Annotated in this window: 21 protein-coding genes; 12 read left to right on the top strand and 9 right to left on the bottom strand. The window is 37.6% G+C overall.

Annotated elements, in window-relative coordinates; genetic code table 11:
* Window position 1 precedes the first annotated feature (1 nt).
* From PVK62_RS15190 to PVK62_RS15175, 4 genes are all read right to left on the bottom strand, one after another.
* The gene (locus tag PVK62_RS15190; protein ID WP_274449481.1) at window positions 2-1,630 is read right to left on the bottom strand and encodes a hypothetical protein; all 1,629 of its coding nucleotides are present in this window, start codon (window positions 1,628-1,630) and stop codon (window positions 2-4) included.
* 75 nt (window positions 1,631-1,705) lie between these two features.
* Window positions 1,706-3,240 (bottom strand): IS3 family transposase gene (locus PVK62_RS15185; RefSeq protein WP_443111780.1). Its coding sequence is split into 2 segments (ribosomal slippage): window positions 1,706-2,787 and window positions 2,787-3,240, totalling 1,536 coding nucleotides; the frame shifts between segments, so codons are not numbered across the junction.
* 25 nt (window positions 3,241-3,265) lie between these two features.
* Window positions 3,266-4,501: a hypothetical protein gene (locus PVK62_RS15180; protein ID WP_274449479.1), complete on the bottom strand. Its 1,236-nt coding sequence runs from the start codon at window positions 4,499-4,501 to the stop codon at window positions 3,266-3,268.
* A complete protein-coding gene (locus PVK62_RS15175) occupies window positions 4,473-5,096 on the bottom strand; it encodes a hypothetical protein (RefSeq protein ID WP_274449478.1) in 624 nt (207 codons plus the stop codon). The genes PVK62_RS15180 and PVK62_RS15175 overlap by 29 nt, the downstream gene beginning before the upstream one ends.
* Window positions 5,097-5,224: 128 nt before the next feature.
* Here PVK62_RS15175 and PVK62_RS15170 point away from each other — a divergent pair, with 128 nt between their 5' ends.
* The 4 genes from PVK62_RS15170 to PVK62_RS15155 are packed head-to-tail and all read left to right on the top strand — an operon-like array spanning window position 5,225 to window position 8,262.
* Entirely contained in the window at window positions 5,225-6,406 is a 1,182-nt protein-coding gene (locus PVK62_RS15170) for a DNA sulfur modification protein DndB (protein ID WP_192957815.1), read from the top strand.
* A gap of 15 nt (window positions 6,407-6,421) precedes the next feature.
* The gene (locus PVK62_RS15165) at window positions 6,422-7,027 is read left to right on the top strand and encodes a hypothetical protein (RefSeq protein WP_192957816.1); all 606 of its coding nucleotides are present in this window, start codon (window positions 6,422-6,424) and stop codon (window positions 7,025-7,027) included.
* Window positions 7,028-7,037: 10 nt separating this feature from the next.
* Window positions 7,038-7,400, top strand: coding sequence for a hypothetical protein (locus tag PVK62_RS15160; protein WP_192957817.1), 363 nt, complete (start codon window positions 7,038-7,040; stop codon window positions 7,398-7,400).
* Entirely contained in the window at window positions 7,384-8,262 is an 879-nt protein-coding gene (locus PVK62_RS15155; RefSeq protein ID WP_192957818.1) for a hypothetical protein, read from the top strand. The genes PVK62_RS15160 and PVK62_RS15155 overlap by 17 nt, the downstream gene beginning before the upstream one ends.
* A gap of 179 nt (window positions 8,263-8,441) precedes the next feature.
* Here the strand turns inward: PVK62_RS15155 and PVK62_RS15150 are convergent, their stop codons facing one another.
* From PVK62_RS15150 to PVK62_RS15135, 4 genes are all read right to left on the bottom strand, one after another.
* Window positions 8,442-9,506 (bottom strand): Abi family protein, encoded by a 1,065-nt coding sequence (locus PVK62_RS15150; RefSeq protein WP_274449477.1) that lies wholly within the window; start codon window positions 9,504-9,506, stop codon window positions 8,442-8,444.
* A 619-nt stretch (window positions 9,507-10,125) separates the two neighbouring features.
* Window positions 10,126-10,866 carry a hypothetical protein gene (locus tag PVK62_RS15145; RefSeq protein WP_192957820.1) on the bottom strand — a complete coding sequence of 247 codons (741 nt, stop codon included), beginning with the start codon at window positions 10,864-10,866 and terminating at the stop codon, window positions 10,126-10,128.
* Window positions 10,866-11,921: a ParB N-terminal domain-containing protein gene (locus PVK62_RS15140; RefSeq protein WP_274449476.1), complete on the bottom strand. Its 1,056-nt coding sequence runs from the start codon at window positions 11,919-11,921 to the stop codon at window positions 10,866-10,868. The genes PVK62_RS15145 and PVK62_RS15140 overlap by 1 nt, the downstream gene beginning before the upstream one ends.
* Window positions 11,922-11,931: 10 nt before the next feature.
* Window positions 11,932-13,272 (bottom strand): ParA family protein, encoded by a 1,341-nt coding sequence (locus PVK62_RS15135; protein ID WP_274440712.1) that lies wholly within the window; start codon window positions 13,270-13,272, stop codon window positions 11,932-11,934.
* 261 nt (window positions 13,273-13,533) lie between these two features.
* Here PVK62_RS15135 and PVK62_RS15130 point away from each other — a divergent pair, with 261 nt between their 5' ends.
* From PVK62_RS15130 to PVK62_RS15095, 8 genes are all read left to right on the top strand, one after another.
* Window positions 13,534-15,435, top strand: a complete 1,902-nt coding sequence (locus PVK62_RS15130; RefSeq protein ID WP_274449475.1) for a PD-(D/E)XK nuclease-like domain-containing protein — start codon at window positions 13,534-13,536, stop codon at window positions 15,433-15,435.
* The gene (locus PVK62_RS15125; RefSeq protein WP_274449474.1) at window positions 15,432-16,373 is read left to right on the top strand and encodes a hypothetical protein; all 942 of its coding nucleotides are present in this window, start codon (window positions 15,432-15,434) and stop codon (window positions 16,371-16,373) included. The genes PVK62_RS15130 and PVK62_RS15125 overlap by 4 nt, the downstream gene beginning before the upstream one ends.
* A gap of 111 nt (window positions 16,374-16,484) precedes the next feature.
* On the top strand, window positions 16,485-18,074 hold the full coding sequence (locus tag PVK62_RS15120; protein ID WP_274449473.1) for a UvrD-helicase domain-containing protein: 1,590 nt from the start codon (window positions 16,485-16,487) through the stop codon (window positions 18,072-18,074).
* A gap of 12 nt (window positions 18,075-18,086) precedes the next feature.
* Complete coding sequence (locus PVK62_RS15115) at window positions 18,087-18,995, top strand: hypothetical protein (RefSeq protein ID WP_274449472.1); 909 nt, start codon at window positions 18,087-18,089, stop codon at window positions 18,993-18,995.
* A 2-nt stretch (window positions 18,996-18,997) separates the two neighbouring features.
* Window positions 18,998-19,507, top strand: coding sequence for a hypothetical protein (locus tag PVK62_RS15110; RefSeq protein WP_274449471.1), 510 nt, complete (start codon window positions 18,998-19,000; stop codon window positions 19,505-19,507).
* A gap of 20 nt (window positions 19,508-19,527) precedes the next feature.
* Window positions 19,528-20,412 carry a hypothetical protein gene (locus tag PVK62_RS15105; RefSeq protein WP_274449483.1) on the top strand — a complete coding sequence of 295 codons (885 nt, stop codon included), beginning with the start codon at window positions 19,528-19,530 and terminating at the stop codon, window positions 20,410-20,412.
* A gap of 62 nt (window positions 20,413-20,474) precedes the next feature.
* The gene (locus PVK62_RS15100; RefSeq protein WP_274449470.1) at window positions 20,475-21,767 is read left to right on the top strand and encodes a hypothetical protein; all 1,293 of its coding nucleotides are present in this window, start codon (window positions 20,475-20,477) and stop codon (window positions 21,765-21,767) included.
* 17 nt (window positions 21,768-21,784) lie between these two features.
* Entirely contained in the window at window positions 21,785-22,765 is a 981-nt protein-coding gene (locus tag PVK62_RS15095) for a DNA replication terminus site-binding protein (RefSeq protein ID WP_274449469.1), read from the top strand.
* Here PVK62_RS15095 and PVK62_RS15090 read toward each other — a convergent pair.
* Complete coding sequence (locus PVK62_RS15090) at window positions 22,719-24,692, bottom strand: replication initiator protein RctB domain-containing protein (RefSeq protein ID WP_274449468.1); 1,974 nt, start codon at window positions 24,690-24,692, stop codon at window positions 22,719-22,721. The genes PVK62_RS15095 and PVK62_RS15090 overlap by 47 nt on opposite strands.
* Window positions 24,693-25,825: the final 1,133 nt, after the last annotated feature.

Genomic DNA, 25,825 nt, shown 5'->3' with positions numbered 1-25,825 from the left:
CTTAACCTCTGGTATGACTTACAATCGCTCTTAGCTCTGCGAGCGTCGCTTTTCTTTCACAGCTCATCACCGCTACTCGGTCTATTTTAGAATGCTTACTTAATAATGAGCGCTCCAATGCCCCAACGGATAGGCACGATAAATCATCAATATAATTAAATAACTCTTGGGACAACTGTTTACGTTGTTGCAATCTGCTTAACGATCTCTTTTGAACTTCCTCTGTACAATGCAAACCATTTGCAAATGCAGAATACTTAATGATCCCATGCGCCATTAGATAAGCATTACCTACCGCCCCTTGAGCTTTAAGCCATTCACCAATAGACATAGCATTAGATTCATCGCTCATTTCCATGTTATTCAAATCATCTACAAATAACTCCTCTACGACCTGTGAGGAAACAAAATCAAAATTACGACTGGTATTATCAATAACACTTGATACATAACTCTTTGTGTCACTCAAGAGCTCAGAGAAGGCAATTGCAAACTGTTTGATTGCTTCCAAGTCGTTACACAGTGCTATGCGCTCCTTTTCCGTTGCCAGTACTGACAATGCTTTTTCTGGAGAACAACATAACGGGGTGAATTCGGCTAACCAGTAGTCCATCACATGAAGGATCTCTTTTGGCTTTTGAGTTAATGCATAAACCGTTTGAGTCGCCAGCTTAGACTCACACACTTTTCTATAATGATCATGAAACTCAGACAATCGAGCCATGATTGATGTCAGTGCTTGGTTCTTTCTCTGTTGTGTATTCTGTTTCAATAATGCGCTGACTTCTTTGCGTTTCTCATTACGTAAATAGCGAACGGCTAATAGTTGCTCTGCCTTTTGTCGTCTTTGCTCAGCCATTGAGATAACCCCTGTAGCTGAATCAATGAATGACAGTGACTTGGTTGATAACCCAAACAATCGACACTCATGAAATAATTGAGTACGAGCAAGGGAGAATTGAACATAGAGTTCAAACTTAGACGAAATAACTAACCCTGTACCGAGCAATAATTTATGACACGGCTCTACGCCTGAGTAACAGCGAGCTTGCAGTTTGTTATCACGCGCAGTGCGAACAAAACGATCATGCTCGATAACAAGCGAATCAAATCCCTTTTCAAGCCACGTTGAAAAACAGGCCTCATCAAAATAATATGGGGTATATTCTGTTAAGTTGACGTCGTTGTGGTGGTAGTTGGCCAAATCAAATTGAAAAGCCAGTTTTTGAGAGAGATCAGGTAACCAGTATTTAATAGCCGATTGGTGCTGCTCATGAAGAGCTGGTGATACCGTTGGATTGTAATCTTTCAGTGAAGCCCTACCAATCTTCACTCCCTGTTTAGAGAAATCACGTTTACGTCGTGAAAAGCGTAAACCCGTTGATGGACGTTTTCGAGCACTATCCGATACCCCTACAATCGAGCTTTCAAACGATTTACAGAAATTCATTTCCATTGTCGTCGTCAATGACAATGGTTCCATACCCAAACTATGAGATTGAAGTACATCAAGATCATAGATTGCTTCATCCAACCGTAAAGATGCACTTAGTAGCTCACGCCCAGCACGAACGATTTGAGCATAAATCTCAGGGTAGGCCGATAACTCGATAGTACGATTTAACTGCATGCATTGAGTTTTAATGACTTCATCTTTTGTTAATGGCGGTGTTTTTCAAGGTAGTTGTCATCATTTGCTTACTTATTAAGCAGCTTCTCTTTCTGGATTTAGGTGAACGTCACCAACAGGCGCACAGTTTCTGATATCACCTGGCCAGCGTTCAGGGTTTAGCTCTTTTGCAGCGAGTAGTACCTCCGCTCGGCGCTTCAAGATCTCTTTATCTTTTCCATTGTGACGCTCTGAAGGCGTGACGTAATTCAGCTTACTGTGCTTGTGCTCGGTGTTGTACCAGCGTACGAAGGCTTCAACCCAACTTCGACTACTGTCGATTGTTTCAAAGCCCTTTGTTGGCCAGCTTGGCATGTACTTTACCGTGCGGAACAATGACTCAACATACGGGTTATCATCACTGACTCTTGGCCGACTATACGATGAAGTAATACCTAACTCTTCCATTTTTGCTTTGAACGTCAACGACTTCATCGGCGCACCATTATCTGAGTGAAGAACCAGAGCTTGATTGAAGCATTGCTCTCGCATCAACGTTCGTTGCAGAAGTTGTGACGCCAGCTCACCGCATTCATGCCCATACACCTCATAACCCACGATTTTTCGACTGTAGATATCTTCGATGACATACAGGTAATAGTGTTGGCCTCGAACTTTTGAAGGTAAGTAAGTGATATCCCATGTATAGACTTGGTTCGAATCTGTCGCTGTGTAACTTGTTGGTTTCGCTCGCTTCTGCCTACTTCTTTGACGACCTCGTTTGTTTAGTTGCCCCTGTGCACTCAGTATCCGATAGTAACTTGACTCAGAGGCGATATACTCACCTCTATCAAGCAGTGTCGGGACGATTTGAGTCGGAGGTAAGCTTGCGAACTCAGAGCGGTTACACACCTCAATAATCGCATCACGCTCTTGTTGAGATAGCTTGTTAGCAGGCTCAGGCCTGAGGCATATTGGCCTTTTGTCAGCTTGCACTTCACCTTGCTGGTACCAGCGACGATACGTTCTCAAGTCGATTTGAACTTCATGGCAAGCTGGCTCTAAACGACATCCGCATTGCTTCGCTTCAAGGATAAGAGTCACTATGGTCTGCCTTTCATCGGTTGAGGTTAGTCGTCCTCTGGCTCTTCCCCGTAAAAGGCTCTCAGCTTTTTTCTTAGTACCAAGAGGGCGGCCGTTTCAGCGAGTGCTTTTTCTTTGAGTCGTAAATCTTTCTTCAACTCTTTGATTTCAAGTTTGTCAGCTTTAGCCTGCTTCTTTGCTTCAGCTTCCTGCTCTTTACTCGACTTAAACCCTTGCATACATTCGCTGCGCCAACTTTGGATTTGTTCAGGGAAAAGACCTTTCTCACGACAATATTGGCTGAGTTCACTTTCGGTCATCGAGTAAGTCTCGGCAACAATGGCGAGTTTAGTTTGAGCAGACCACTGCTCTGATGAAGTGTTGCTATTTGGCACTGCGGCTCCTGAACCTCTGAGTTGCTGGCGCCAATGATACAGGGTCGCAGTGCTAATTCCTTCCTCTTCCGACACTTCTTTCACTGACATCGAATAGGGAGGTAATAGCTTCTTCAAGATAGCTTCTTTTCTTTCTACTGATATACGAGACACAATTACTCTTTATCGCCCAAACTGGTTAAATTTTAACAGTGACAACTACCCTGCCAGATAGGGATGGGTCAAAGGTGTACTTAAGCTTAATACGTCGTGTATACAGTGGCAGATTCGTTAAACGGGTGATGTGAAACCCATTACTATCAACCATGAACGATTTATTATTTTGAAGCCAATACGACTCCATATTAATCGGTAGCAGATTAATTAAATCAGTCTCAGTGACCTTTCTATTTAAAGACGATTGCAATCCTTTGAGTGTGTCTTGTGGTGGGGTAAATAATTGATAAGCACGAGCATCAGGAATATCTCGATTAAGAACGTCTTTATGGTCCCACGCTTTTAACCCTTGCTGTGCTCTAAGCTCATTAAGTTCATCGTTTGTCTTTGGAAAAGGAATGCGCTTCCCTTTTCGCACATTGGATAATATTTTCACTGGACGATAAGGAGAGGTATTGACGCCATGCAGGGTCCACAAGAACGATAAAAGGACCGCATGTTTTTCAGAAAAAAGATCATATAGCGGTGATTTTAGCATTCGGGCAATATAAGCATCTCGATACTGTTTTCTGACTTTAAAGCTCATCGAGGTATCATTCATGATGTCTTTCACCCCAATGTCATTATCAATGTCACCTCTTTCGTAACAGGCTTTAAAATCCAAATGAGCGTGTTTATAGTCCTCAGTCATTTGAGCACCAAAATACACCAGTTTTTCTAGCACATTGGCTTTTAATACGTTTGGTTGAAGATACACATTATTGGTAACACTGCACATAGCGCGAGGATGAAAAGCACGATACTGAACATCAACTGACGTTCTAATAAAATAATCACGTAATCGTGTAAATGAATCACCAAAACGGCCCCATCGTGGCAGCTCTCGCATTGAAAGTCCTGAATGGTCTTTTGATACCATACCACACACCGTACACCCGTAACGTGCAGTCCCATTGCATGAATTTCCACCTCTATCCATTGCATCATCCATCACAATCTCACAGGTATCACTCCCCCCTTCTCCATAGATGGCCAGCAACAATCCAAAATTATCAATATAAGCTGGGATGCGTTGATTCGGTAATGTCGGGGAGCACGATTCAACTCCAGCATGATTTAAATAGTTAATGACATCAGGCGTAGACCAATCAGCAATTGGTGCAAAATTGTAAACCTTACCAAAAGCTTTCGTCCCTTCACTATCAATGATTGATAGTAGTTTGGTTGATTTAAGATCGCTTACCCCTTGATTCTGCATATTTAGCTTGCATCTCACCGATTCCGTAACTGCGCGAACCCGTCACAGAAGCCCATGTCGCTTGTTGGTATTTAAGGGGTAAAGATTCTTTAATTGCTTTTAGGCTGCGACGCATCGTGTCGATTTTCCATATCACACTACAATCACCGCTTCTTCCCGACATCGATGATGAAAACAGTTTTTGCACTCCAGCAAACAGGACCATTAGTTGTTGATGGATTGGTGGTGAAACGATTTTGATTATTAAATTAATGCCAAAAGATTCACAGGTTGATTTGATGTGGTCATATGACACTGGCACATAGCATTGAATGTTTTCAGGCTCTAGTAATGTATCAACCGTGAGGATAACTAAAGGGCGTTCTGGTTCAATCTCACCACGCTCAATGCAGCGACGCATCGCCTCTACTCCAGCATTAGTTACCGTTGATGAATCCTTTGCATGACTAGATGAAAACTGAAGACATAACCCTGCACGTAATAATGCACTAATCTCTTCTATTAACGCCTCTGATAAGTGGCAAGCATCTAATGCTAAAGAAGACGTCAGAGAGTTAAGATTGAAGATGTTTACTGAACCAATAGCGTTATCCATGTCCATTTCCCTATTTTTCTAAAAAACACATTTCAACAGTGTAATAACAATAAATTTGATTGATTGAATTCTTGTTTGCGGTATTATGGTTACTCAAATGTCAGTTGAACGCAAGAAGGAATTCCACTATGGACACAGCACAACAGTTATCTTTTTCACAACACAAAATTGTCGCCAATGACGACTTAGCTTTTTTTGCTATACAAGGAAAGGAAGGCATTGGGACCACTTATCTAACTAAGCTTTCATATCAACAATGTTGTGACTTTCTACAAATTGAAAGCGAAGAGATTGAAGAGCTAGAACGCTTACAACGCAGTGCTGACTCAAGTCGAGTGAATGGCATTCGTGATTATTTAGTAAATAGAGATAACACGGTATTTCCATCGCTGTGCCTTATTGTTGGAGCTCCAGCAGAAGTAAAACAAATAGATGGTATGTCGAGCGCTAATGGGACAAGTCTAGTTAGTATAAACATACCAAAAGATAGTGATCGTCTGCTTATTGATGGCCAAGGAAGACGTAAAGGTATTGAACTTGCTCTGGCAATCAAATCTCATCTTAGTGGTCACCATATTGATGTGAAAATTGTGTTTATGCCAACGACACTTATTAAAGAAAGTGAGAAGTTAGTAAAACAGATCTTTACTGACTATCATTACGCCCTAAAAAAACCAACCCCATCCCAAAGTATCTATTTTGATTCAGAGCAAACCATTAATAACTTTGCTAAAGAGCTCATTAAAATTACTGACGCCCGAGGGGTTCCATTTTCTAAAGCCGTCGCTACCCAGCGCCTTAAGTGTGGACAGATTTACACATTAGCAAATGTGGTGGATTTCATTTGTATCTTTATGGGTGTAACCAAAACCGAAGTAAATAAAATTTTAAGTAACAACGAAAAATACGATTTCTACTTACTCCAGCTCTCTCGTTATATCGAGCTATTGTATCAACACTTACCTTTCGAAAAATTTCAGAACATGCAGCAAAAAGAGTGGAAACGCCACACTTCCGAGCATGTGGCATGCTGCGCCATCGGTTTGAAAGCCCTTGGTTATATTGGGAATTCATTACTTGAAGATGCAGCCTTTACAACAGACTCAGAACTGGCCGAGTTTAATGAAGACGCATTAAAGGGATTGTCGAAATTACCCCTCAATGAGCGTAACAATCCGCTTTGGGTTCGTAGTGAGATTTATCAATCTATCGAAGGGAAAATTAAGATCATAAAAAGCTCAGAGCGACGTCTTGCACGAGTGATCTGTTCAGAGCTTCGTATTCAACCAAGCAAAACAACCATCAGATAATAAGGGGAAGGATCCATGAGTATTATCTTAGAAACGTTAGGGATAACCGCAACAGACATCAAACGTGTGGAGCAACAGCAACAAGAGCATGAAAAGGATATCACAGTCCTAAAGAAGAAGTGGTCAAGCTGGCTCAAGGAATATGAGCAACAAGCTAAAAACCAACGCATCACGGTTATGCTAAGAAATAACTTGCTAACCACTAGTACAAAAACAATATCCACAACCCAAAAAGCGTTGAATAAAACAGTCGCATGGTCAAGCAGTCGATACAACGAAAATAAAAAAGCTGACGTTGTGAAATCTATCTTAAAAGATATCGCAGCAATAGACCCAGATACAATAAAGATTGGCCCACAATTCACGACAGGTTGTTTTAGTGAGGGGGCTCACTCGTATGGGGGAAATTCATTTAACGCTAAGTTTTCTAGTGAAAGTAGTTACCGATTATATTGCGTGTATGGCTCACCATACTTACTAATTGAAGGAATGGGTATTGTACTATTTGAAGGCTTTAACTACCCTCCTCATCCCTTCCTGTTCCCATACGATGCAGAAATAGAAACAAAGTACCAACAGTACGAAAATGAAATGAGCCACCTGACATCATCCATTTTTTAAAGGTATCCCTATGATGCAAACATTATCGCTAAAAGAGCACCGTTGCCCATATGCGATGTCAATAACAAGGCGAGCGATTGAACTGGCTATGAGTTCTGGATTTACAGGCCTTATTGAAATCGAAACCATTGAACACGCAATGGAAAACCATATACAACAGTTTATTAATTCATATGAGCTACCGATAAAAATCAATGAATGTTATAACGTACCGCTAACTAAGGATAAAATAGACCAATGGTGTGAAGAAGATGATGCCATTACCGAGGATTTCATTGGTCTTGATAAGATTTATGTCATTCAATTAGACATTAAAACAAATTCCATTTTTCAAAAAAATAAAGCCGAGACCCAAAATGAATATTCCGACTGATTATCAATTTTCATTTAATACCAATAATGCAGAAAAGAAAATTAAGAAAATGTTTGGTCCCTTCCCTTCGACCGCTCAGTACGCGCTCAAACACAAAGAAGAAAAACACACTTCTGAATCATGGGGAGAATGGACCCTAAAAAGCTTTCCAGATAATAACCATACTGGCTATTTTTCGACAAGCAGTGGGCTTGGTGTTGGTGTTGCATTGCTCAAAAATGGGATCCCTGTAATGTCTCAAACACCATTAGAATTAGAATCACATCTTGTAGCCCAGCACTCAGCAAAAGGCAGAGTTGTCGTAGCAGGTCTGGGGCTTGCCATGATCACGTTGAGTCTTTTAAAGAAAAAAGAGATCACAAGTCTAACGGTTCTAGAAATTGATAATGAAATAATCTCCATGTTTCCTTCCATTTTAACGGGGGAAAGCAACAAATTATGGACCGATAATATAAATACAGGTCGATTAAAAATCATCCAAACCGATTGTAAATTACCTTTTAATGACGACGTACTAAAACAGATTGGTAAAGTGGATTATTTGTGGGCAGATATTTGGAATGAATTGTGCTCAACGGAAGCGCTCAGTATTACCCAAAACCTTTCTAATCAATTAAAACCTACTCAGTGCGATTTCTGGGGGGCGGAAATAGAGATAGCACTAAAGACACTAAAACAAGGTAAGTATATGTGCTTAAAAACCTTTAAAGAGGTCGCTCATGGTTTTAAGTTACCATTAAGCATATTAAGTATGGACGGTAAAAAATTGAAGATGTATGCCGAGCTATCACTTATCGCAGCAAAAAATACCTACCAACAAGAAAAATTAGCGAACAAGAAAAAGCTGTCGGTGACAATATAGTTCGAAACTGTAAGTCACTTCCTGTCTTTTGTTTCGGTGTATTTTTGGACAGAGTCGGGCAGGTATCGACAATTTCATCAAGTAAAATATGATCTAACCCCACAGACACCCCCTTGTTTTTTCTTTAATTAAACAACAAGGCTAATCAAAGTAGCCTTGTTGTTGGTGATTAATTGAGTTTATTGTTTTACTTGAGTCGCATTGGGATGATTGCCTTGAACTGGGGCAGGTTTAGGAATAAAAGTAACATCAATACCAACAGATAAAGGCCAAGCTTTCCGTCTCTTCTGCATTGGTTTGTTGGTGTAGAATACCTGATGCGACTTTTTACAGCGTATAATCGCATAGTTGGCCGTCACACTAACTACTTCACCTTGGCGTCTGGTGTTGATTTCATGTCTTTCTTTCCATTCAGTAATGTCTGGAACAGAAGGAAGTCCCGATGCTAACATTTTACTTCGCCATAGCGTATGTTGAGAACAGGCTATTCCCATAAGTTTGTCGTTATCTATGACAGACAACAACTTTAAGTTATTGGGATTGATCCAGCGAATGACTTTTAAGCACTGCTCATAATGTGCAACAACAGTATTTATGCTGTCATCGGAATCAAATAAATCTGTTGCTTTCCAGATTGGTTCATGATGTGCGATACGATTTCTAAGTTTATTAATTTCGAATATGTTTGAGCTAATATGGTTAATACTCAAAGGTGTACCGTTTAAGTCCTTAGCATATGGAAAAACTAGGCTGTTAAGACTCGGCCAAAGTTCAATAATGGGAGGATTAGCAGGCGGCTGGCTTGAACGATGGTTTTTGTCTGTTAAGTGTACCCAAAAACCAAACGTTAGTTTTGCGATTAGATTATCAGGGGTAATAGCTTTCCCCTCTCTAGCCAAATCACCCTTAACTTTATTTATCTGTTGAAATGCTGGGTGATTATTTTGATTTGTATAAGAATTGCAAAACCAAAATCGGTCGATACTGGCTTTCTCTTTGGTCCAATCTTGTTGTGGAAAATTTGTTTCGACTAACTGCTCATGGTATTCGATGTAAGCATTATTGATAGCATTGCGCAAAGAAACTTCTAATACTTGAAGTACAGGATAAAAGAGACCTGATAACTGTTTGTTCCACGCATATAGTCCTAAGCTTTGTTCGTCGCTTGCATCGCATAAGTTTGGCTTTTTGTAAGTAGAAAGCCGAGGGCTTGATAGTGTTTTAATTATTGATTCTACAGGCATATTAGTGTTCCGCTGTGATGATGATAAAGTATACCTATACTTCCAATAGTAAACAAACTACTTGACATAGAACTGAGATTCGCTAGAATTCAGCTATCGACGGAAACGTCACTAGATTGAAAGCGCGGTACAGTGTGAAGCTGGTTGGTCTTAGACCCCGTTAGCGAGATATTATTCGAAGGGCTCCTTTTAGGGGCCTTTTTCGATCTTGTTCCTCTACCTCTATTCTTCTAACCCACCTTATACCTAGTACATCTAGGAAAAGAGCAGGTTTTCCTTTTTTTGGTTATGATTTCATCTAATAAAGATTTCACTCGTTTAACCCCATTTTTAATGACTCGTAACTTAATGTATAAGCAAAAATGAGTTTTAAAGTGTTCACCGACAAAAACAGCCATTCAATACTATTTTATAAATTTAAAAATAATACCCCCAACAAATACTAGGAATTTTGTTAGGGGTATTTTTATCTATCACAACAAATATCAATTTACCTTTCGACTATCCGATCTCTTATTCGTGGGCATCGAAGGAAATGGCGCTTGAGGTAATTTTTTTAAAAAACGAGCAAGCGGAGAATTCACATCACTCGTCACTGGTCTTCCTTGATTTTCTGAACTCATAAATTAAGATCTTCACCCATTAATTCATAACTAATTGTTGATAATGCCGTTAACTGATTAAAATTGCGCTCTAACCAATGGTGCTCTAAATACAATTCAATGCCACGGCATAACCCGTACTCTTCATCACAGCCACTATCATTCACAAAGGTTCGCTCGGAAAAGTCAGTGACTAACTCTTGCTCAATAGAGCTTAACGCACTAATTGAACGAGTATAAACCTCACCCCACTGTTCTTGTTTTAATAATAGGTCGTAGTTCACAATAATTAATAAATTGGTTCTAAGGTAACGGTACATTTTCTGCCAGATATCACCATGAGCCTCAACCACTTCAAATGCTTTAGTGGTGGATTCAATGTAATACACGACGGCATGGGCAACTTCATGAGCAACCAAGCATGCTAGCAATTCGATATATGGGCGCTTAACTAAACATGGAACTTTATCTTCCATTAACTCAGATTCAGAGTAATCAAATCCTTCATTTGTATTCCCATTAGAGAAAAGACCACCAAGAGATAATTGAACATAAGGCTGGCCATTTTTAATCCCACCAGAACTACACTCTAAACCATCCTTCCAAGTAACGTCTTTTTCGTAGTTCTCTGCAATATCATCAGGAACAAAAAATGGAGAGGCACTATCTATCGATAATCGAAATGCCAAAGCACACAGTGCTGAGCAATCCATTTCTGTTTGCTTACGAAAATGATCTGTTGGTTGATAATTATCCATTAAGACAAATACTCCTTCTCTAAAAGTTTGATTAACTCCTCAATATCCTTTTTGCTTGGTCGGGTGATCTTAGCGCTCAACGCTCCAGACTTTGACACAGTCAAAGAACCAGTTCGCTCCCCACTACCAAACGGAGTGTTAACTTTGAATTTATCTTCTTTTGGTTTTGCATCTTTAATGTCGTTAACTACCGACGTAAACGCATCTAAAAACACACTGTTACGCTGTAACGAATCATCAGAGCTAAAAGTTAATGAACCAACCATCACTTTCAATGCATCAAGCAATACTTTTTCATCTTTGATCTGAGAAAGTAATTTATCTAACTTGGTTAATGTCGTTCTACCAATATCAGGCGGTGATGGGAATAAATCAATAATTTCTCGATTAACCAGACAAGCTTTCAGGCCTGTACTAACTAAAGCAGCATTCACCTTAATTCGTTTTGAAAACTGAGCCTGACTTTCACCTTCTTTAATTTGGTCACGCCACATTAATCCACGTTCGTACAAAGAAGGTTCACGATATTCATTGGCTTCAGAACTTAGTTCAGAAATAAAACTTGAATCAAATCGTTGCTCAGAAACTAAAATTCGGAATGGCTTCTCAGCAAAGATACAACCCTTTCTACGACTAGAACCATCAATAACATAAATGATACCACCATCAAGATAACCGAGAGCTGGAGTGATCATCCCTCTGTTTCGAATAGAATCCGCTAACTTATGTAAAGAATAAGGCGTTAACCATTCTTGAATTCGACCATTCTCTGGAGCTACCTGAGTTCGAACCTCAATATCTTGAGGCTCAATTTCCATGTATCTAAAATGAATCTCTTCACCCTTATAGATAATGGATAAACTGGTCGTGCTATCTGACACGACTTTAGCTAACTCGGTATCAAGCGTTAACGGCTCAAGTTCTTCCAAATTATCATGTTTAGACATTTCATCTAAATTTAGTGTCCGAGAATGTGCGACCCCGATTGAAGATGGAACTTGGGCTTTTTGAGAAAAGTTTGATACATCATCTTTATCACCAGTACGTCTAACCATTTTATATACCTTACAATTCGTCTAATATTTCTTGAACTTCTACACCAGCTTCATTACGTTGGTTACGCCAAGCCGCTTTCATGTCACGTTCGATACTTGCTGCAATTTCAATGACATTGCTTTGCGCATTTGATAGCGCTGACTTTGAACCAAACTGACTGCGGTTACTGTCTTTAATTTGCTTACTGTATTCTGACGGTGATAAATCAAATAGCGTTTTAAAATGGTCAGAGCATCGCTTCACGGCTTCTGAGTGCTTAAATTGAGGATATAGGTCATCAGATAAGAAGAACTTAATTTCATCAATAAATTGTTTTTCTGCTTTTGATGAGCTCTCTTTAGTATTCGATAAAACCAACCGAACAAAATCATAACCATGATGGCCATTATTAAACATAGTTCTATAGTAGCTAGGAAGTTGCTTGGTGTACTTAAAAGTACTGTCACGGTCATTCTGAGAGGCCATCAACGGGATAATACTGCTGGTCGCAACATACTGAGCTGCAAAAGCCGCTTCATTAAGTTGTGGTGGCGTATCAATCAAAATAACATCGAAGTCATCTTGAATCGCATTAATGATAGGAAGCAGTGCCTCATGTGATTTATAGCCACTGTCTTGCATCGAGCGAGATTTCGATAGGTAATCAAATTTCGTATCTGTTTCACGAGCTGGACACATCCATAAGTTAGGGATGTTCGTTTCTAAAAATGAATCACGACAAACCGAATCAAAAGTTTCCCCTTCATCCAATTCAAAATCGTTCTCTAGTAAATCACCAATACTTAGCGCCTCTTCATTTTGAGACTTAAAATAAGGCAACAATAAATCAGTTAATGACCCTTGAGGATCCAAGTCTATTACCGCAATGCGATAACTCGTGCGTAAACTGGTCGCTAATGCCGCTGCAATATTAACAACAAACGTTGTCTTACCTGCCCCACCCTTCAAATTGTTAATCACAAAAATCTGAAGTTTTTCACACTCAAGGCGCACTTTAGGGTGAAACGTATTCGCGATAGCTTGTGCGATTTGATTACGCTCTAATTGAGATACTCGCCAAACCGTTCTATTACCATCTTTGTATACGCCACCAATTTCATGCTGCGCCATTTGCTCAGCTAAATCACGAACGTCACGGCCATTAAAAAGATCGTCTAATATTTCCGATTTGGAGAATACACGCATGCGCTTGCCATTTGGACACATCAAAGGATCCTGAGCATCAACCTCAGAACTTGTCACAATCTGCTCTATACGTTTTTTCTCAAAAATAATCTTTTGAAACGCCAGATTAACACTTTGTAATTTTTTATATGTATCGTTTGGAGACATCATTTTTACTGAAGTCATAAAAGTTCTTAACGGGTTACTCATGCTCGGACATCCTTTTAATGCACCATTCGTATAAAACAAGTGTAACACCACAAAATAACCGTAACAACAAAAATAGACGTAACCGACAAAAATAGAATTAATAAATATAAAACAAATACTTATATGCAAATATGCGATTAACATCAAAAACAGTGTTTAAATTTAAATCAAATTAACCTTGCTTAGCATTCAATTTGCGGTATATTAAATGTGTCAGTTAAACAAATCGAGGTTATTATGATTAATCAAACTATTGCTAGCTCCTTACTTGATACCGATATTCCCATGAATGTTCTTATGGCTAATCCATCAGGCTTTATGGCAAAACTTAATGATGTTGATTATTTTTCAATTAATGCACATAGCAAGCATGGCATTGAACCAGCACTCAAAAGCGGTATTGATTACCATTTTTACACAGCAGATAAAGATAAGAATGAAAAAGAAGCCAGTGACGCTATGAATGATGGTCGTCTTCTTCATCTGCTTACTCTAGAACGCGCTCAGTTTGAAAAGATGTATACCCTTCAAACTGATTTCGATAAGACCAATGAAGGTAATGCACTGTACTTTGAAAACACGGAAGCACTAAAAGCCTTTATTGTCGCTCATAACAAAAAACATTCTGAATGGGCAGAGGCCGTTGAAAGTGCGGTTGTCACCTTTAATAAGGCGAGTAACAGCTCAACGAAAGAAGTCACCAATTACGCAAATTTACCACTTGAGTACCAAACAGCCGAAGTATCAAAGAATCGCATTAAAACATTAATCGCATCATATGAAGAATCGGTATTCACGCTAATTGAAATGGGTCTATCCGATGACGAATTAGAAGGGGTAGTTAAAAATGCGTATAGCAATATCACAGATATGACCAATTGGGATACGCCTGATTTTTCAAAAAAATGGGAGAAAGCTACAACCTCGCGATTAAAAGCACGAGAAATAAACCAGCTCATCAATATTAAGTTAGTGGCTTTTGAAGCTTTAAGTGATGACGATAAAATTAATACCATTCCTTTATTCGTTAAAGAAGCATCATTAAATAAAGGCTCTGTTACAAAGGCGCTTAAACACTATCAATCGCACCAAAAGAATCAAATCACGTTAATTGAAAAAAACTTAACGCCTAATGAAAAAGTAAACGCATTATTAGCTCAAGGTTGTAATGAAGAATTAAACGCCATTGAATATTACTATCGTGAAAAGTTAGTAAATGTGGGTAACAAGCACCCAGAAAAAGGCACTTGGGACGCCAGAGATGTGCTTGAGTTAATTAACTCATGTTACGACTCCCCTGCTCTATTTAAACCGACTCTTGTTGAATCTGAGCGAGCACAAGCAGAGCGTGATAACAAACAATTAATCACACCTGAAATTCTGGACCATGCAAACAAGATCGTAAATGCCATTTATGAATGCCCTGAAGCAAAAAAATGGCTACAGCTTGAAGGCAACGAATTTGAAGTTGGCATGTTTTGGAATGATGAGAAAACAGGAGACTTATGCAAAGGTAAGGTTGATGTATTAAATCGTCTTTATAACATTATGATGGATTTGAAATTTGTACGTACCGTTGATTACGACCGTTTGGACCGTGATAGTGGTGCATTGAATTATCACTTCCAAGATGCCATGTACCGCACAGGCTTCGACCTCATTGAAGCAAAAGAGCATGAGAACGATAAAGACGAAGAGCATAAGCTTAATAAATTCATTTTTATTGTTGTAGAAAAAGATGCACCAAAATTAGGCGCAGCAACAACAAAACCTATTCGTGTTCGTGTGGTGGAATACACCGACCCTTGCGATATAGAGCGAGCTAAAGAGCTAATCGATTGTGCAATTTGGCGCATTAATAAATGGGCAACGCTTGGTTATTACGAAGGCTTTAACGGTCTTGATTCAATCCAAATTCCTGTATATCAACGTAAACAAGAAAACAATTTATTAGATTTAATTAATGCTGAAAAACAAGGTTGGGACGAAATTCAACAACAAAAAGCAAACGAACAAACAGCCGAAGCAACTAAAGAACAAAGCACGGGTACTGAACAAGAAGAACCATTTGTATCAGCACCAATTTATGACTTACCTGAAATTGGCGGCCTATGGGGTTTGCAAGGAGAACTATCATGAACAATACATCTTGGAAAGACAAAGATTATTTAGACCAAATTGAACGCTTTGCAAAATTGCTTTCTAAATCTAAAGCTATTCACATTACATTTAGAAATGATGTAGAAACATGCTTCATGCTTTGCTTGATGGCCGATGGTTGGAGTATTCACCCTCACATTGTTGCTGCTAATAGTTTTTACGATAACTTTGGGCGCTTGAGTCATACGGGTAAATTATTGAAGTTGATCTTAAATGAAAGCCCTCTTGTTGAGAAAGTAGATGTTTCATATGAAGGGGATTGGGCCGCAATTAGCAATAAGTTTAAAATGGTTGATAACGTCGCAGTACCCTCGTGGGAGCCATCTATTGAGGCAACTTTATCATGCACCATTACAGTAAAACTGACGAATGGTGAAACACACATTGAGCGTACCACTCTTGGTGATCTTGATTTGAACTTTAGAAGTTTAAATCAAGCATGGGCAATGAGAACATACAATCAAATTTATAATCATACACTTCGTCAAATTACAAATGGCAAGCTAAGTCATATTATTTTAGACATGGATTCAACTGAAGCTTTCGAAGAACAAACAGCCGCAGAAAAACTTGCTAGTGACAATTCAATTGTAATTAGAGCGAGCAAAGAAGAAAGCAGCATGGATGATAACGTTAGCCCTGAAGTAGAGCAAAATGTAGAAGTAGAAACGGATACTGTGATTTCAACGCCTATTAACTCTGACGCATTTATCCTCTTACAAAAAGAGCAAGTAGTACTATTAAGCGCTATCGACAGTAATGATGTTCAACAAAGTGACGTTCAAGCACAAATTGCTCAATGGGTTGGTAGTGTTCAAAAAGAGCAAGACGCATTAAGTAGTTCAGAACAAATGGAATTATCAAATCTTTACGATTCATTGGTTAAGAAATTCAAAGCACAAGCAATAGCGGCATAGCGTTTACGGGGTAAACGTGTAAAAAGCTCACCACCGTTTACGGGGTAAATGTGTAAAAACACGATGACCGTTTACGGGGTAAACGTGTAAAAAAATAGGCAGGGATATATCATGTACAGCAATTATAATTTTAAAGGTTTACCGCTAAGTGAGGAGCAATCTAATTGCTTAGAGCTCTTTAGTAATATGGATTATAATGAAACACTTGGCATTCAAGCAGGGGCAGGGGCAAGTAAAACATTTACCTCAACTGCAATTGCTTCGTTAGTTATGCCAAATTGTCGTGGTTTATATCTAGCTTACAACTCGGCCATTGTTGAAGAAGTAAGAAAACAATTCCCTCGCTATGTGGATGTAACAACCACTCATGGGATTGCATATAAGTATGTAGGCAAACACTATAAAGATAGATTAGTTGGTCGCTTAACAATTAAGGTTTATTTAAAAGTAGCTAAGCCTGTAAATGCTCAAGGCCTTATCACCCCACAAGCTTTTGCAGCTTCGGTAATGAAAACGATTAATACTTATTGTTTGTCTCAGAATATGAGTATTTCAGAAAAACACGTAATCTTACCAAAATCAAATGACCGCAAAGAAGATGCTACCGCCTTTCTTTCTGAAAAGGTGTCCATTGCAGCTAACGAGCTTTGGAAAGAACTGATTAACCCAAATGGAACGCTACCTATTACTCATGACGTCTATTTAAAATTATTCGTTTTGAAGATGGCACAGAACAAACTAAGTCTACCTTATGAATATGTCATGCTAGATGAAGCTCAAGATACCGCCCCTATTGCACAGCAGCTTATGCACCTATTATTGAATAGTAAGAAAGTAGCCGTCGGTGACAAGTTTCAATCTATCTATGAATGGCGTGGGGCTGATAATGCAATGGCTCATCTGAACTTTTCCAAAGAAGGCCAATTAACAACGTGTTATCGCTTTGGTCAATCCATTGCTGATTTAGCAAATAATGTACTTAATCATCACTTAAATGCAGGCGTAGCATTTAAAGGTAACCCAAAAAAAGAAAGCCAAATTATTACAGAAACAATACATAGCAAAGCTACGCCTAATAGACTTGTGCTATGCCGAACCAATGCAATGCTTTTCTCTGAAATGATGAAATCATTAAAACGAGGCGAGAAGCCATACTTACTAAAAGATCCAAATGCCCTATTCACCACCTTGAAAGGTATTGAACAATTAAAAGCTGGACGCACTCCAACAGAAAGCGCGGAGCTAACTAACTTTAGTTCTTGGGCAGAATTAAAAGAACACGCAAACAGTCAAATTGGAAGTGATTACTTACCACTAATTAAAGCAATTGATGAATATGGTATTTCATCATTAACAAAATCTGTAGAATCAGTAACTAATCAAGTAAAAGGGCAAGCAGATATAGTATTATCAACCGCTCATGCCAGTAAGGGGGCGGAAGCCAATCATGTAGTGCTAGCATCCGATTTTGACTATTACATGAATGGTAGTGACGTAGAAGACAGTGAGGTTAACTTACTCTATGTTGCTCTGACGCGAGCAAAAGAGACACTTGATATAGCACAATGTAGCGCTTTAAAACGTCTAATGGCAAATAAGGCACAACCAAAAATAGTTAATAACATTAACGCTGAACAAGTCATGCCACAGACGACAAAACGTAATCCAGCATTAGAACGATTAAATTTATTATTAAGTTAGGGAACACATTTTATGAGCCAAGACAAAAATCAAAAATTATGGCCATTAACGTACACTTTAGATAGCCAACAAAAAATCGAACATAACGGTGAACACCTAACGTTAGCGCAACTGTACTTAAAAGTAATAACAGAGCTCAGTAACACGAAAGAACACAATAAATATACTCTTGGTATTGATGATGAAATGATCCATGAGTTATGGCGATTACCAGCTCTTCCAAGATTAACGTCCGATAATAAGATCACTTATTTAATGGCTAACTGCATTGATTACTCTTTCCCTGTTTTATTGGAAATACTAAAAAATGTAATTTTATTAGAAAGTGAAAGTGAACAACGTAAAGCAATCGTCGAGGCCATTGACGCAAATCAGTCATGGCCATTAAAGAAAAAATCTAAAATAAAAAAAGATGATGTCGAGCAAAGTACTATTGGTGACATATTATTTAAAGTCTTTAACCAAGGTCTCGAACAACTTGAACGTGAAAATTTAAAAGAGTGGCCATCATTCTCAAAATATAATCTCATTGATAGTTTGAGAAAAAAGAAACTTTTTTATATTGATGAAAACAAAGGTAGCTTAGAACTTACAATTAACGTGGGAGCAGATAGGCAACAACTAACAAGAATGATGTTGCAAGAAAACCCAACCGTTGAAATAAAAGAGAAGAAATCAAAACATATTGCTCTTGGTTCGTTGAAAGACAAGATCCTATTTATTGATGTTGCATGGACCTTAATAGAGCTTATTGAATCAAACGAAGCGTTATGTCTACATTATTATGAAATGCCACTAGTAGAATTAGTGCAAGTGAATAAAAATGATAATAGCGACGAACACTCAACGCTTATTGAAAAAAGAAATCAGATGCGAGCAAAGTTACAAGCCGCATTTAATTACGACATGTTAGAGAGTTAATTATGTCTACTTTTGGAGAAATAACGGAGCTATACACAAAAACGGCTGTTTTGCAGCTACAACGAGTACCAATTACTAAAGGGGATGTGGTCACCCATAATCTCCAAGTAACAATAGCGCCATTACTCTCATACGATAACAATAACTCCAAAAAAGCAGACTTTGCCCAAAAGGTGGTAATGCAACTTTCTGAAGCTGGAATATCTAATCTTGCGATTGGCTTACTTGGATTTAAAAAAGCTGTCAGCATCGAAGGGTCAAGACATGGTGATAGTGCTAAAGTTCTTTATTTAAATGTGAATGAAAATGCAACCACCAATATTAATATAAGTAGTTCATCAAAAGGGCAGGGGAGTAATTCAAGACAAACGCAAAGTATCACGTTTCAAAATACTGAGCGTTATCCTCTGGTGAGAATTACCGTCTCGCAACTAGCAAAAAATAACTTAGATCATGAACAATCATATGCAGATACATTGAACCTTTTAAAAGCTTGTATTATGCGCCCATAGATATAAAGGAGATAAAAGTGATGACTAAATTAATTAAAGCAACATCCCTTACAATTGTGTTTTCATTGCTTTTATCTTATTTCTTTTATGATGAAATAAATTCACTACTAACCTATACATATACTGACGAAATAACATTAGCCCATTCTGAAACCGTCTCGATTGGTATTCTGGATATCTTAAGTACGTATCTATCTAATGGTATTTTTTATTCAACATTTGCATTCCTAACATCGCTTAATTCTTGGCTGCCTATGATGATTGGTGGCGTGGCCGTTACGACGTTCGCCCTATCTCGAAAACATAAAGAGTCTCTAACAAACACAACAAAATTATGGATTGTTGTTATTGCAACTTACGCGATGACTCAAATTATCACTCATAATTTTGATTTGAATTACTTAGCATACCAATGGGGCTTTACCGTATCGAACGGGGCAAGTGTTCCAACGAGCCCTTACTCTCTAACAACAATAGGAAGCATGGTTGAATATCATTATTGGTTATCAATCAAAACCTTCTTTCAGGATTTTAAGTGGGGAGCTCTAGAAATAATTATTGGTGGGTTAGTAATCCTTTGGGCTGTCATCAAAGCTTCTAGCCTTGCCTATGACGCAACAAAAAATCAAACCTCATTGATAGATTTATTACTTGTACCACTGGCCGCATTATTGTCTCTATTTGCGGTTCTATTCCTACCATACCGTTTAAGTGGCTCTAGCGACGATGAAAATAACATTCAAGAGAAGCAGCTCAATGATTTATTTCTACGTATTGGTTTTTCTGAAAAACGAGCGCATAAATTAACTCATAAAATGACAGGTAGTGACTCCATGATATCGACACTTAAGGATAATCAAGCATCACTTATTCATACTATTATGAAAATCGTTAAATCAAAGTAAGCTGATTGAAAGTGGATAGCATTGCGGTATAATGAAAGTATCATTTAACATGGACCTATATCATGAATATACTTGTCTCAGATGCGTCACGCTTTGGTATAAAAGGTGGGAAAAAAGAATCTGAATTATCTCTATTGAATTTGTACCTGATTACAAATGGAGAAAAGCCAAATAGCACATCACAAGCGGTTCTTGTCTCCGAGCTTAATTTAACAAAAGCACAAAACATTGCAGAATCATCCGTTGTTATAAAACATGTGAACTTAAACAAAAAGGCTGGAGCTACTAAAACGTCAATATGGCGCATTGATCCAGCCTTATCTCGAACAACAAAAACAGTTCAATGGGTTGAGTGTCACGATATTTATGATGATTACTACGTTGCAGATACCTTGCAATTAAAAGATGAAATGACAAATACTTTTTGGGGGAACACGCTTCAGAAGGGGCTTACTACCTGTTTAATTCTAGGTGTAAACCCATATAACTATCGCTCTGTTATGCTTCCGATTCAAACTAATGAGAAAAAGCCAGCAGTAGAAACAACGGCTTGTAAGCTCGCGTTTTGGAAACAAATAATTAAAGATGGTGGTCCTCAAAATATCACAATCTCAACGGCTGAAAATCCTAATGAAAATCTAGATAATAAATTTGCTGAAGTGGGAAGCGGTCATATTGATGAATATGGTTATGTATTGGAAGAGCAACCAATCACCTCAACGACAGCAACTCTAATCACAAAGCAAAAAGATAGCTTTCTTGTTCGATATAAAGGTGAGCGAAGACATTGCATTCAAGAGAAAGCAAGAGGGAAGATCCCATTCGCTTTCAATCTAAAACACCCTTTATTACGAGTGAAAGTGCCGTCTGGTTATAAATATATTTTATATCGTAATCTAAGTGATAACCGAGGGTTGTTTGAATGCTTGGTTGATAATAATCCTTCACTTTTCCAAAACGAAATAAAGACCATTGATAGTGCTATTGTGGAAGGGGGATTAACACTACAAAACATTATCGGTAAAAATGGAGTTATCTACTCTCATCCAGAATTAGTGAACGAAATTAAAACTCTTGAAATTGAAGTTCTAACGTTAAATTCTACATGGGAAGCAATCGATCTAAGTATATTTCCAAAAGAAATTGAAAAACTGGTTCCCGAGGATATTTTAGAAAAACCCCTGCATAACTTTAAGTACAATTTTTCCATTCGTACTTTTGGTTTGCATCATTTTTCACGCTACCTACAGCACCCGTTAGATAAGAAACATCTTCCAGTAAGGGAAGCACCTGAGCATTATTATTGGATGAAATGGTGTTTAAGTAATGACATCACATTTGAAAAATACGAATAGGTTTATAAAGGGCTGATATGTCTAATCACACAGAGTTTAAGTTTCTAGGTTCTACATTAAGTGGAGAGGGACTATATGACTATTTATTAAGTCTGCTGGATACAATTGAAGCTGAAGTATTGGATGTGTCAGCTCTTATTAGACAAGGAGAAATTGTTCACGCTGAAGTGGCCTGTTTGCCTGTTGCAGAAGTAACAGAGGATGGTATAGATACCATTCATCATGAAATAGAAACCATATACCCAACTCGTTTATATGGTAACGATGCAATTGAGGCTTATTTACGTAATATTCAATACCAATATAAACATTCAGACTTATCACCTAAAGGGGCTCGACGTTGTGTAGGCATTATCCATGTTAGGGGAAGTGCTGATTATGAAGAGCAATTAAAAAATAAGATCCATTTCATTAATCAGTTAAAGCTTGAAATTAAAACATACTTAAGTGCTTGCTGCCCAACATCAAGACATCGACAAAAGTTTTATCAACACACAAGAGTAGGGGTTCTGCCTAAGACAGTAACACGCAAACTGCATTTAGCTAAACCAGATGCGGCCTACGTTAGCTTTAGCTGGTTAAACAAAGGATATTTACAAGAGAAAATTAACTATAAACGAGCCTTGGATATTTTACATAAAGCAAATGCAAGTATTGCTGAAAACAGAACTGATCTTGATGTCGCTGATTTAAACTCAAGAGATGAAGTAAAGTTATCACCATTTGAGCATAAAGAAATCACTTGGATCCGACCAAGTAAATTAAATCCAAGATTTAAATGTTCGTATTATATTGATGAGGGGACGTATCAAGATGAACCAATCAGAGCGACAAGCCCACTCTTAATTGTTCAACGAACCCCACTTAAAAGATACAAAAGACTTGATGACTTCAGAGGGGTCCATACTTTAGCTAAAGTAGAAGGGCTTAAACGAGTTAAACGAACGCCAATTATAGAATATTTGGGTATGTATTCTCAGGTAATTCTTCCTGAATAAATAACCCTTGAGAAAGTTTACTAATAAAAACATCCGATAGCTGAAATGTTTTACCTTCAATAAGAGTTATCAATTCTGGCTTAAGTGAGCTTCTTCGTGATAACTCTTTAAGGATCATATGAGAAGACAGGTCTATTTGAGTATTTCCTGTAGCAGCTAATGATTTATAGATAATACCATAATGGTTACGCTGTAACGTTTGGCCTTGTACTTTAAATGTAGATAAACTTTCTAATTCACCCGTAATAAAATCTTCTACCGATGGAATTGGAAGACCTATTGCATGAGCAATATATTTACAAAACTTAGTCTTCTGCTCTGTGGTGGTATAATGGCTAATGAAAATATCTTCGTTATCAAAATTTAGCTTAAAGTGATATTTAAAGCGCTCTACGTTTAATTTAGCGCCTACAGCCTTGCTCAATGTACGGTTCACTTTAAGTAAAGGTGATACCGCTTGTGCAAGAGGGTTTGCTATCGTTGGTGTTTTTTGATTTACACTTTTAATACCACAACAAGCCAAGGCCTCATCTAAATTAATGCTGATTTGAATTTCATTACACTCAAAATCAATCACACCATGATAGCCCCATAAATTGAATTTGAAAAAGCCATCGTCCTCAAGAGATGCTGATAAATGAGGATCATTTAAAGCATTCACTTTTATTATTTGAGTCTTTAGTGTTTCTTTAAATTGGCTCATTTCGCTAGTTCGCATAAGAGCTGATTTTAAATTAGCTAAAGTTTCAATGTAACTATTCTGATCGCGTAACTTTATTCTAAAGCGCAGAAATAGCATAAAGATTAATGGCTGAACTGTTAATAAATTTGGAGGGAATGCAAAACTTGATTCATCTGATATCAATGAATTAAATAATTCATCTGGCCATTCGATAAGATATAACATTGCACTATCACCAAAGCTAACCTGATTATTTTCTGAAATTTCAGGAGCAATAGGAGTGAAAGGGGAGCATTGTTTAAATATTTTCAATTCGCGAGATAAATAACCTGACAACTGAACGCCAGTTAATTCTAATTCTTGTAATCCAATAACATCAAATGTTGTATCACGGATACTATTGAGTTGATCACGAACAGCTTGTCTTAATTGACCAGAGAAATCTCGAAGATGCCTTTTTCGAATAGCTAATACATCATCGACATAAATAGGGGTCAAGTTTTCTGGTATTCTACCTGTTCTTGAGTAATATTCTTGTTGTTTTGTATGATAGGCAAGCGTTAATGATAGTAATGAATACACTGTCATTAACTCATCATCCGTACATACATGGGAGTGAGATCTGGCTTGTGCAACTAACTTATGAGAATTTCCTTTTTCATCATTAACATAAAATTCAGTGGCCCATTGCGAAGTATGTATTCCTACTGGTGCAACAAGTTGATCAAAAGGGAATGAAGAACGTTGACGCACAATTGGAATGTGAGCCGCTTCTGGTCGTTCTCGAAATCCTTGGTTATCATATTCACGTTGAACTAACATTGCATTATGACGACGATGAGCATAGTTGGTTGTTCGTTCTGTTGAACGTTGAGTTAATTCTAATTGTAATTTAGGATTGAGCATTAATTGAATGCATTTAACTCTACCAATTAATTTATTTGAGTCATCAAATTTGAATGGTACATGCTGAAGTATCCCAAAACTTTCAAGGGATCGAATGCGTTTGTTTAACGTTGGTTTATTGATTTCTAAAATGCTACAAAGTGAGTCTACGTCATAAGTAGATTCAGAATCTTTAACTTCCGAAACTGAAATGATAGCACTTAGGGTTTCTTGCTGGGCTTTTGACAAACAAGAAAAACAATCGAAGTCAGAAACTTTTAAAGAGAAATCTTCTGGAAAAAAAATGAACGATCCCTTTTTTGCTGTTCGATTATAAAAAGTTAATGATTCCTGATTCATTTCTAGTTTCTCAACGTGTTTTTCGGAAAAATAAGGTTACGTGCTTAAATTACCAAGAAAAGAGAAAACATGCAATTTAATCATGATCTTTTTTGGTCCCAAAGGATCTTGTTTTTAAAGATCAAAAAAATCCTACTGTTCTTTTTTTTTTATCAATTTATCTAATTCTATTTTTATATCATTCTAAGAGAGATCTAATTATATATTCTAATTAGATCTCTTATATGCAGAGATAGAACGTATTAAGTTGCTGAATAATATTACTTTTTCTTCTCGGTTACTTTCTTTAAAAACAAAAGTAACATCTTGTTATAAAGACATTCCCATCCTCTATTATTCAATTGTAACATCCTGATTTAGTATAAGTAACATCTTGTAACTTGTGGAAATAACATGTCTCGATCATATAAAACCATCTGTTAAACTCGAAAACGAACTCCAATGATCTCATTAGTTACTTCCATTACTTTAGAAAGTAACATCCATTAATAGCACAGGTTACTAACAGCTTATTAAGGTATTAGTAATTTTAACTGTGGATAACCTAATATCGTGTTTTATGTTTTTCTTTTTAAGAAATATTAAAGAGGTTTCAGTTCTCTGAATGACGTGAAATAGCTAATCCTCTCTCATTTTTAATGAGGTAATTTAAGTCAATGCACATTATTTGAGTGAAATTTTGAGATATCACGTATAAAACGCTAACAAGGTGAGTTAAGGCAAAAGATTTAAAATTCTAACCTGTCATTTCAATGTTCGGATAATTTAAAGTGACGATAGTTACTTTCGATACCACAGCCTATAAGGGCTCAAAAGATTTTTCGGAAAAATTCGAGATGCAAAAGTTACTTTCAATGAAGGCCATATCTAAACAAAAAATATCGCTATTGGTGTTTTTTTAAAGCTTGAACTGGCTTGAAATATATATTTATTTGTAGTAATGAGTTTTGTTGTTTTTTGGCTGAAAGTTAATCAATTAACCACTAATTAGAGAGTCGAATTAGTGAAAGTAACATCCAGTAGGATCTAAAGGATCTTGAAAGTAACATCCAGTAGAGCTGATTTGGCCTTGGAAAGTAACATCCAGTAGAAAGCGGTTTGGTTTTGGAAAGTAACATCCAGTAGAAAGCGGT

Source organism: Aliivibrio sp. S3MY1, assembly GCF_028765575.1.
In the GTDB taxonomy this organism is placed as follows: Bacteria; Pseudomonadota; Gammaproteobacteria; order Enterobacterales; family Vibrionaceae; genus Aliivibrio.
The sequence above is the reverse complement of the archived record's forward strand: the minus strand, read 5'-3'. Positions and strand labels throughout refer to the sequence as shown.

What these genes read in the sequence shown, in the direction of transcription:
- PVK62_RS15190 (WP_274449481.1), bottom strand. Translation starts at nt 1,630, where the DNA reads ATGCAGTTAAATCGTACTATCGAGTTATCGGCCTACCCTGAGATTTAT.
- PVK62_RS15180 (WP_274449479.1), bottom strand. Translation starts at nt 4,501, where the DNA reads ATGCAGAATCAAGGGGTAAGCGATCTTAAATCAACCAAACTACTATCA.
- PVK62_RS15175 (WP_274449478.1), bottom strand. Translation starts at nt 5,096, where the DNA reads ATGGATAACGCTATTGGTTCAGTAAACATCTTCAATCTTAACTCTCTG.
- PVK62_RS15170 (WP_192957815.1), top strand. Translation starts at nt 5,225, where the DNA reads ATGGACACAGCACAACAGTTATCTTTTTCACAACACAAAATTGTCGCC.
- PVK62_RS15165 (WP_192957816.1), top strand. Translation starts at nt 6,422, where the DNA reads ATGAGTATTATCTTAGAAACGTTAGGGATAACCGCAACAGACATCAAA.
- PVK62_RS15160 (WP_192957817.1), top strand. Translation starts at nt 7,038, where the DNA reads ATGATGCAAACATTATCGCTAAAAGAGCACCGTTGCCCATATGCGATG.
- PVK62_RS15155 (WP_192957818.1), top strand. Translation starts at nt 7,384, where the DNA reads ATGAATATTCCGACTGATTATCAATTTTCATTTAATACCAATAATGCA.
- PVK62_RS15150 (WP_274449477.1), bottom strand. Translation starts at nt 9,506, where the DNA reads ATGCCTGTAGAATCAATAATTAAAACACTATCAAGCCCTCGGCTTTCT.
- PVK62_RS15145 (WP_192957820.1), bottom strand. Translation starts at nt 10,866, where the DNA reads ATGGATAATTATCAACCAACAGATCATTTTCGTAAGCAAACAGAAATG.
- PVK62_RS15140 (WP_274449476.1), bottom strand. Translation starts at nt 11,921, where the DNA reads ATGGTTAGACGTACTGGTGATAAAGATGATGTATCAAACTTTTCTCAA.
- PVK62_RS15135 (WP_274440712.1), bottom strand. Translation starts at nt 13,272, where the DNA reads ATGACTTCAGTAAAAATGATGTCTCCAAACGATACATATAAAAAATTA.
- PVK62_RS15130 (WP_274449475.1), top strand. Translation starts at nt 13,534, where the DNA reads ATGATTAATCAAACTATTGCTAGCTCCTTACTTGATACCGATATTCCC.
- PVK62_RS15125 (WP_274449474.1), top strand. Translation starts at nt 15,432, where the DNA reads ATGAACAATACATCTTGGAAAGACAAAGATTATTTAGACCAAATTGAA.
- PVK62_RS15120 (WP_274449473.1), top strand. Translation starts at nt 16,485, where the DNA reads ATGTACAGCAATTATAATTTTAAAGGTTTACCGCTAAGTGAGGAGCAA.
- PVK62_RS15115 (WP_274449472.1), top strand. Translation starts at nt 18,087, where the DNA reads ATGAGCCAAGACAAAAATCAAAAATTATGGCCATTAACGTACACTTTA.
- PVK62_RS15110 (WP_274449471.1), top strand. Translation starts at nt 18,998, where the DNA reads ATGTCTACTTTTGGAGAAATAACGGAGCTATACACAAAAACGGCTGTT.
- PVK62_RS15105 (WP_274449483.1), top strand. Translation starts at nt 19,528, where the DNA reads ATGACTAAATTAATTAAAGCAACATCCCTTACAATTGTGTTTTCATTG.
- PVK62_RS15100 (WP_274449470.1), top strand. Translation starts at nt 20,475, where the DNA reads ATGAATATACTTGTCTCAGATGCGTCACGCTTTGGTATAAAAGGTGGG.
- PVK62_RS15095 (WP_274449469.1), top strand. Translation starts at nt 21,785, where the DNA reads ATGTCTAATCACACAGAGTTTAAGTTTCTAGGTTCTACATTAAGTGGA.
- PVK62_RS15090 (WP_274449468.1), bottom strand. Translation starts at nt 24,692, where the DNA reads ATGAATCAGGAATCATTAACTTTTTATAATCGAACAGCAAAAAAGGGA.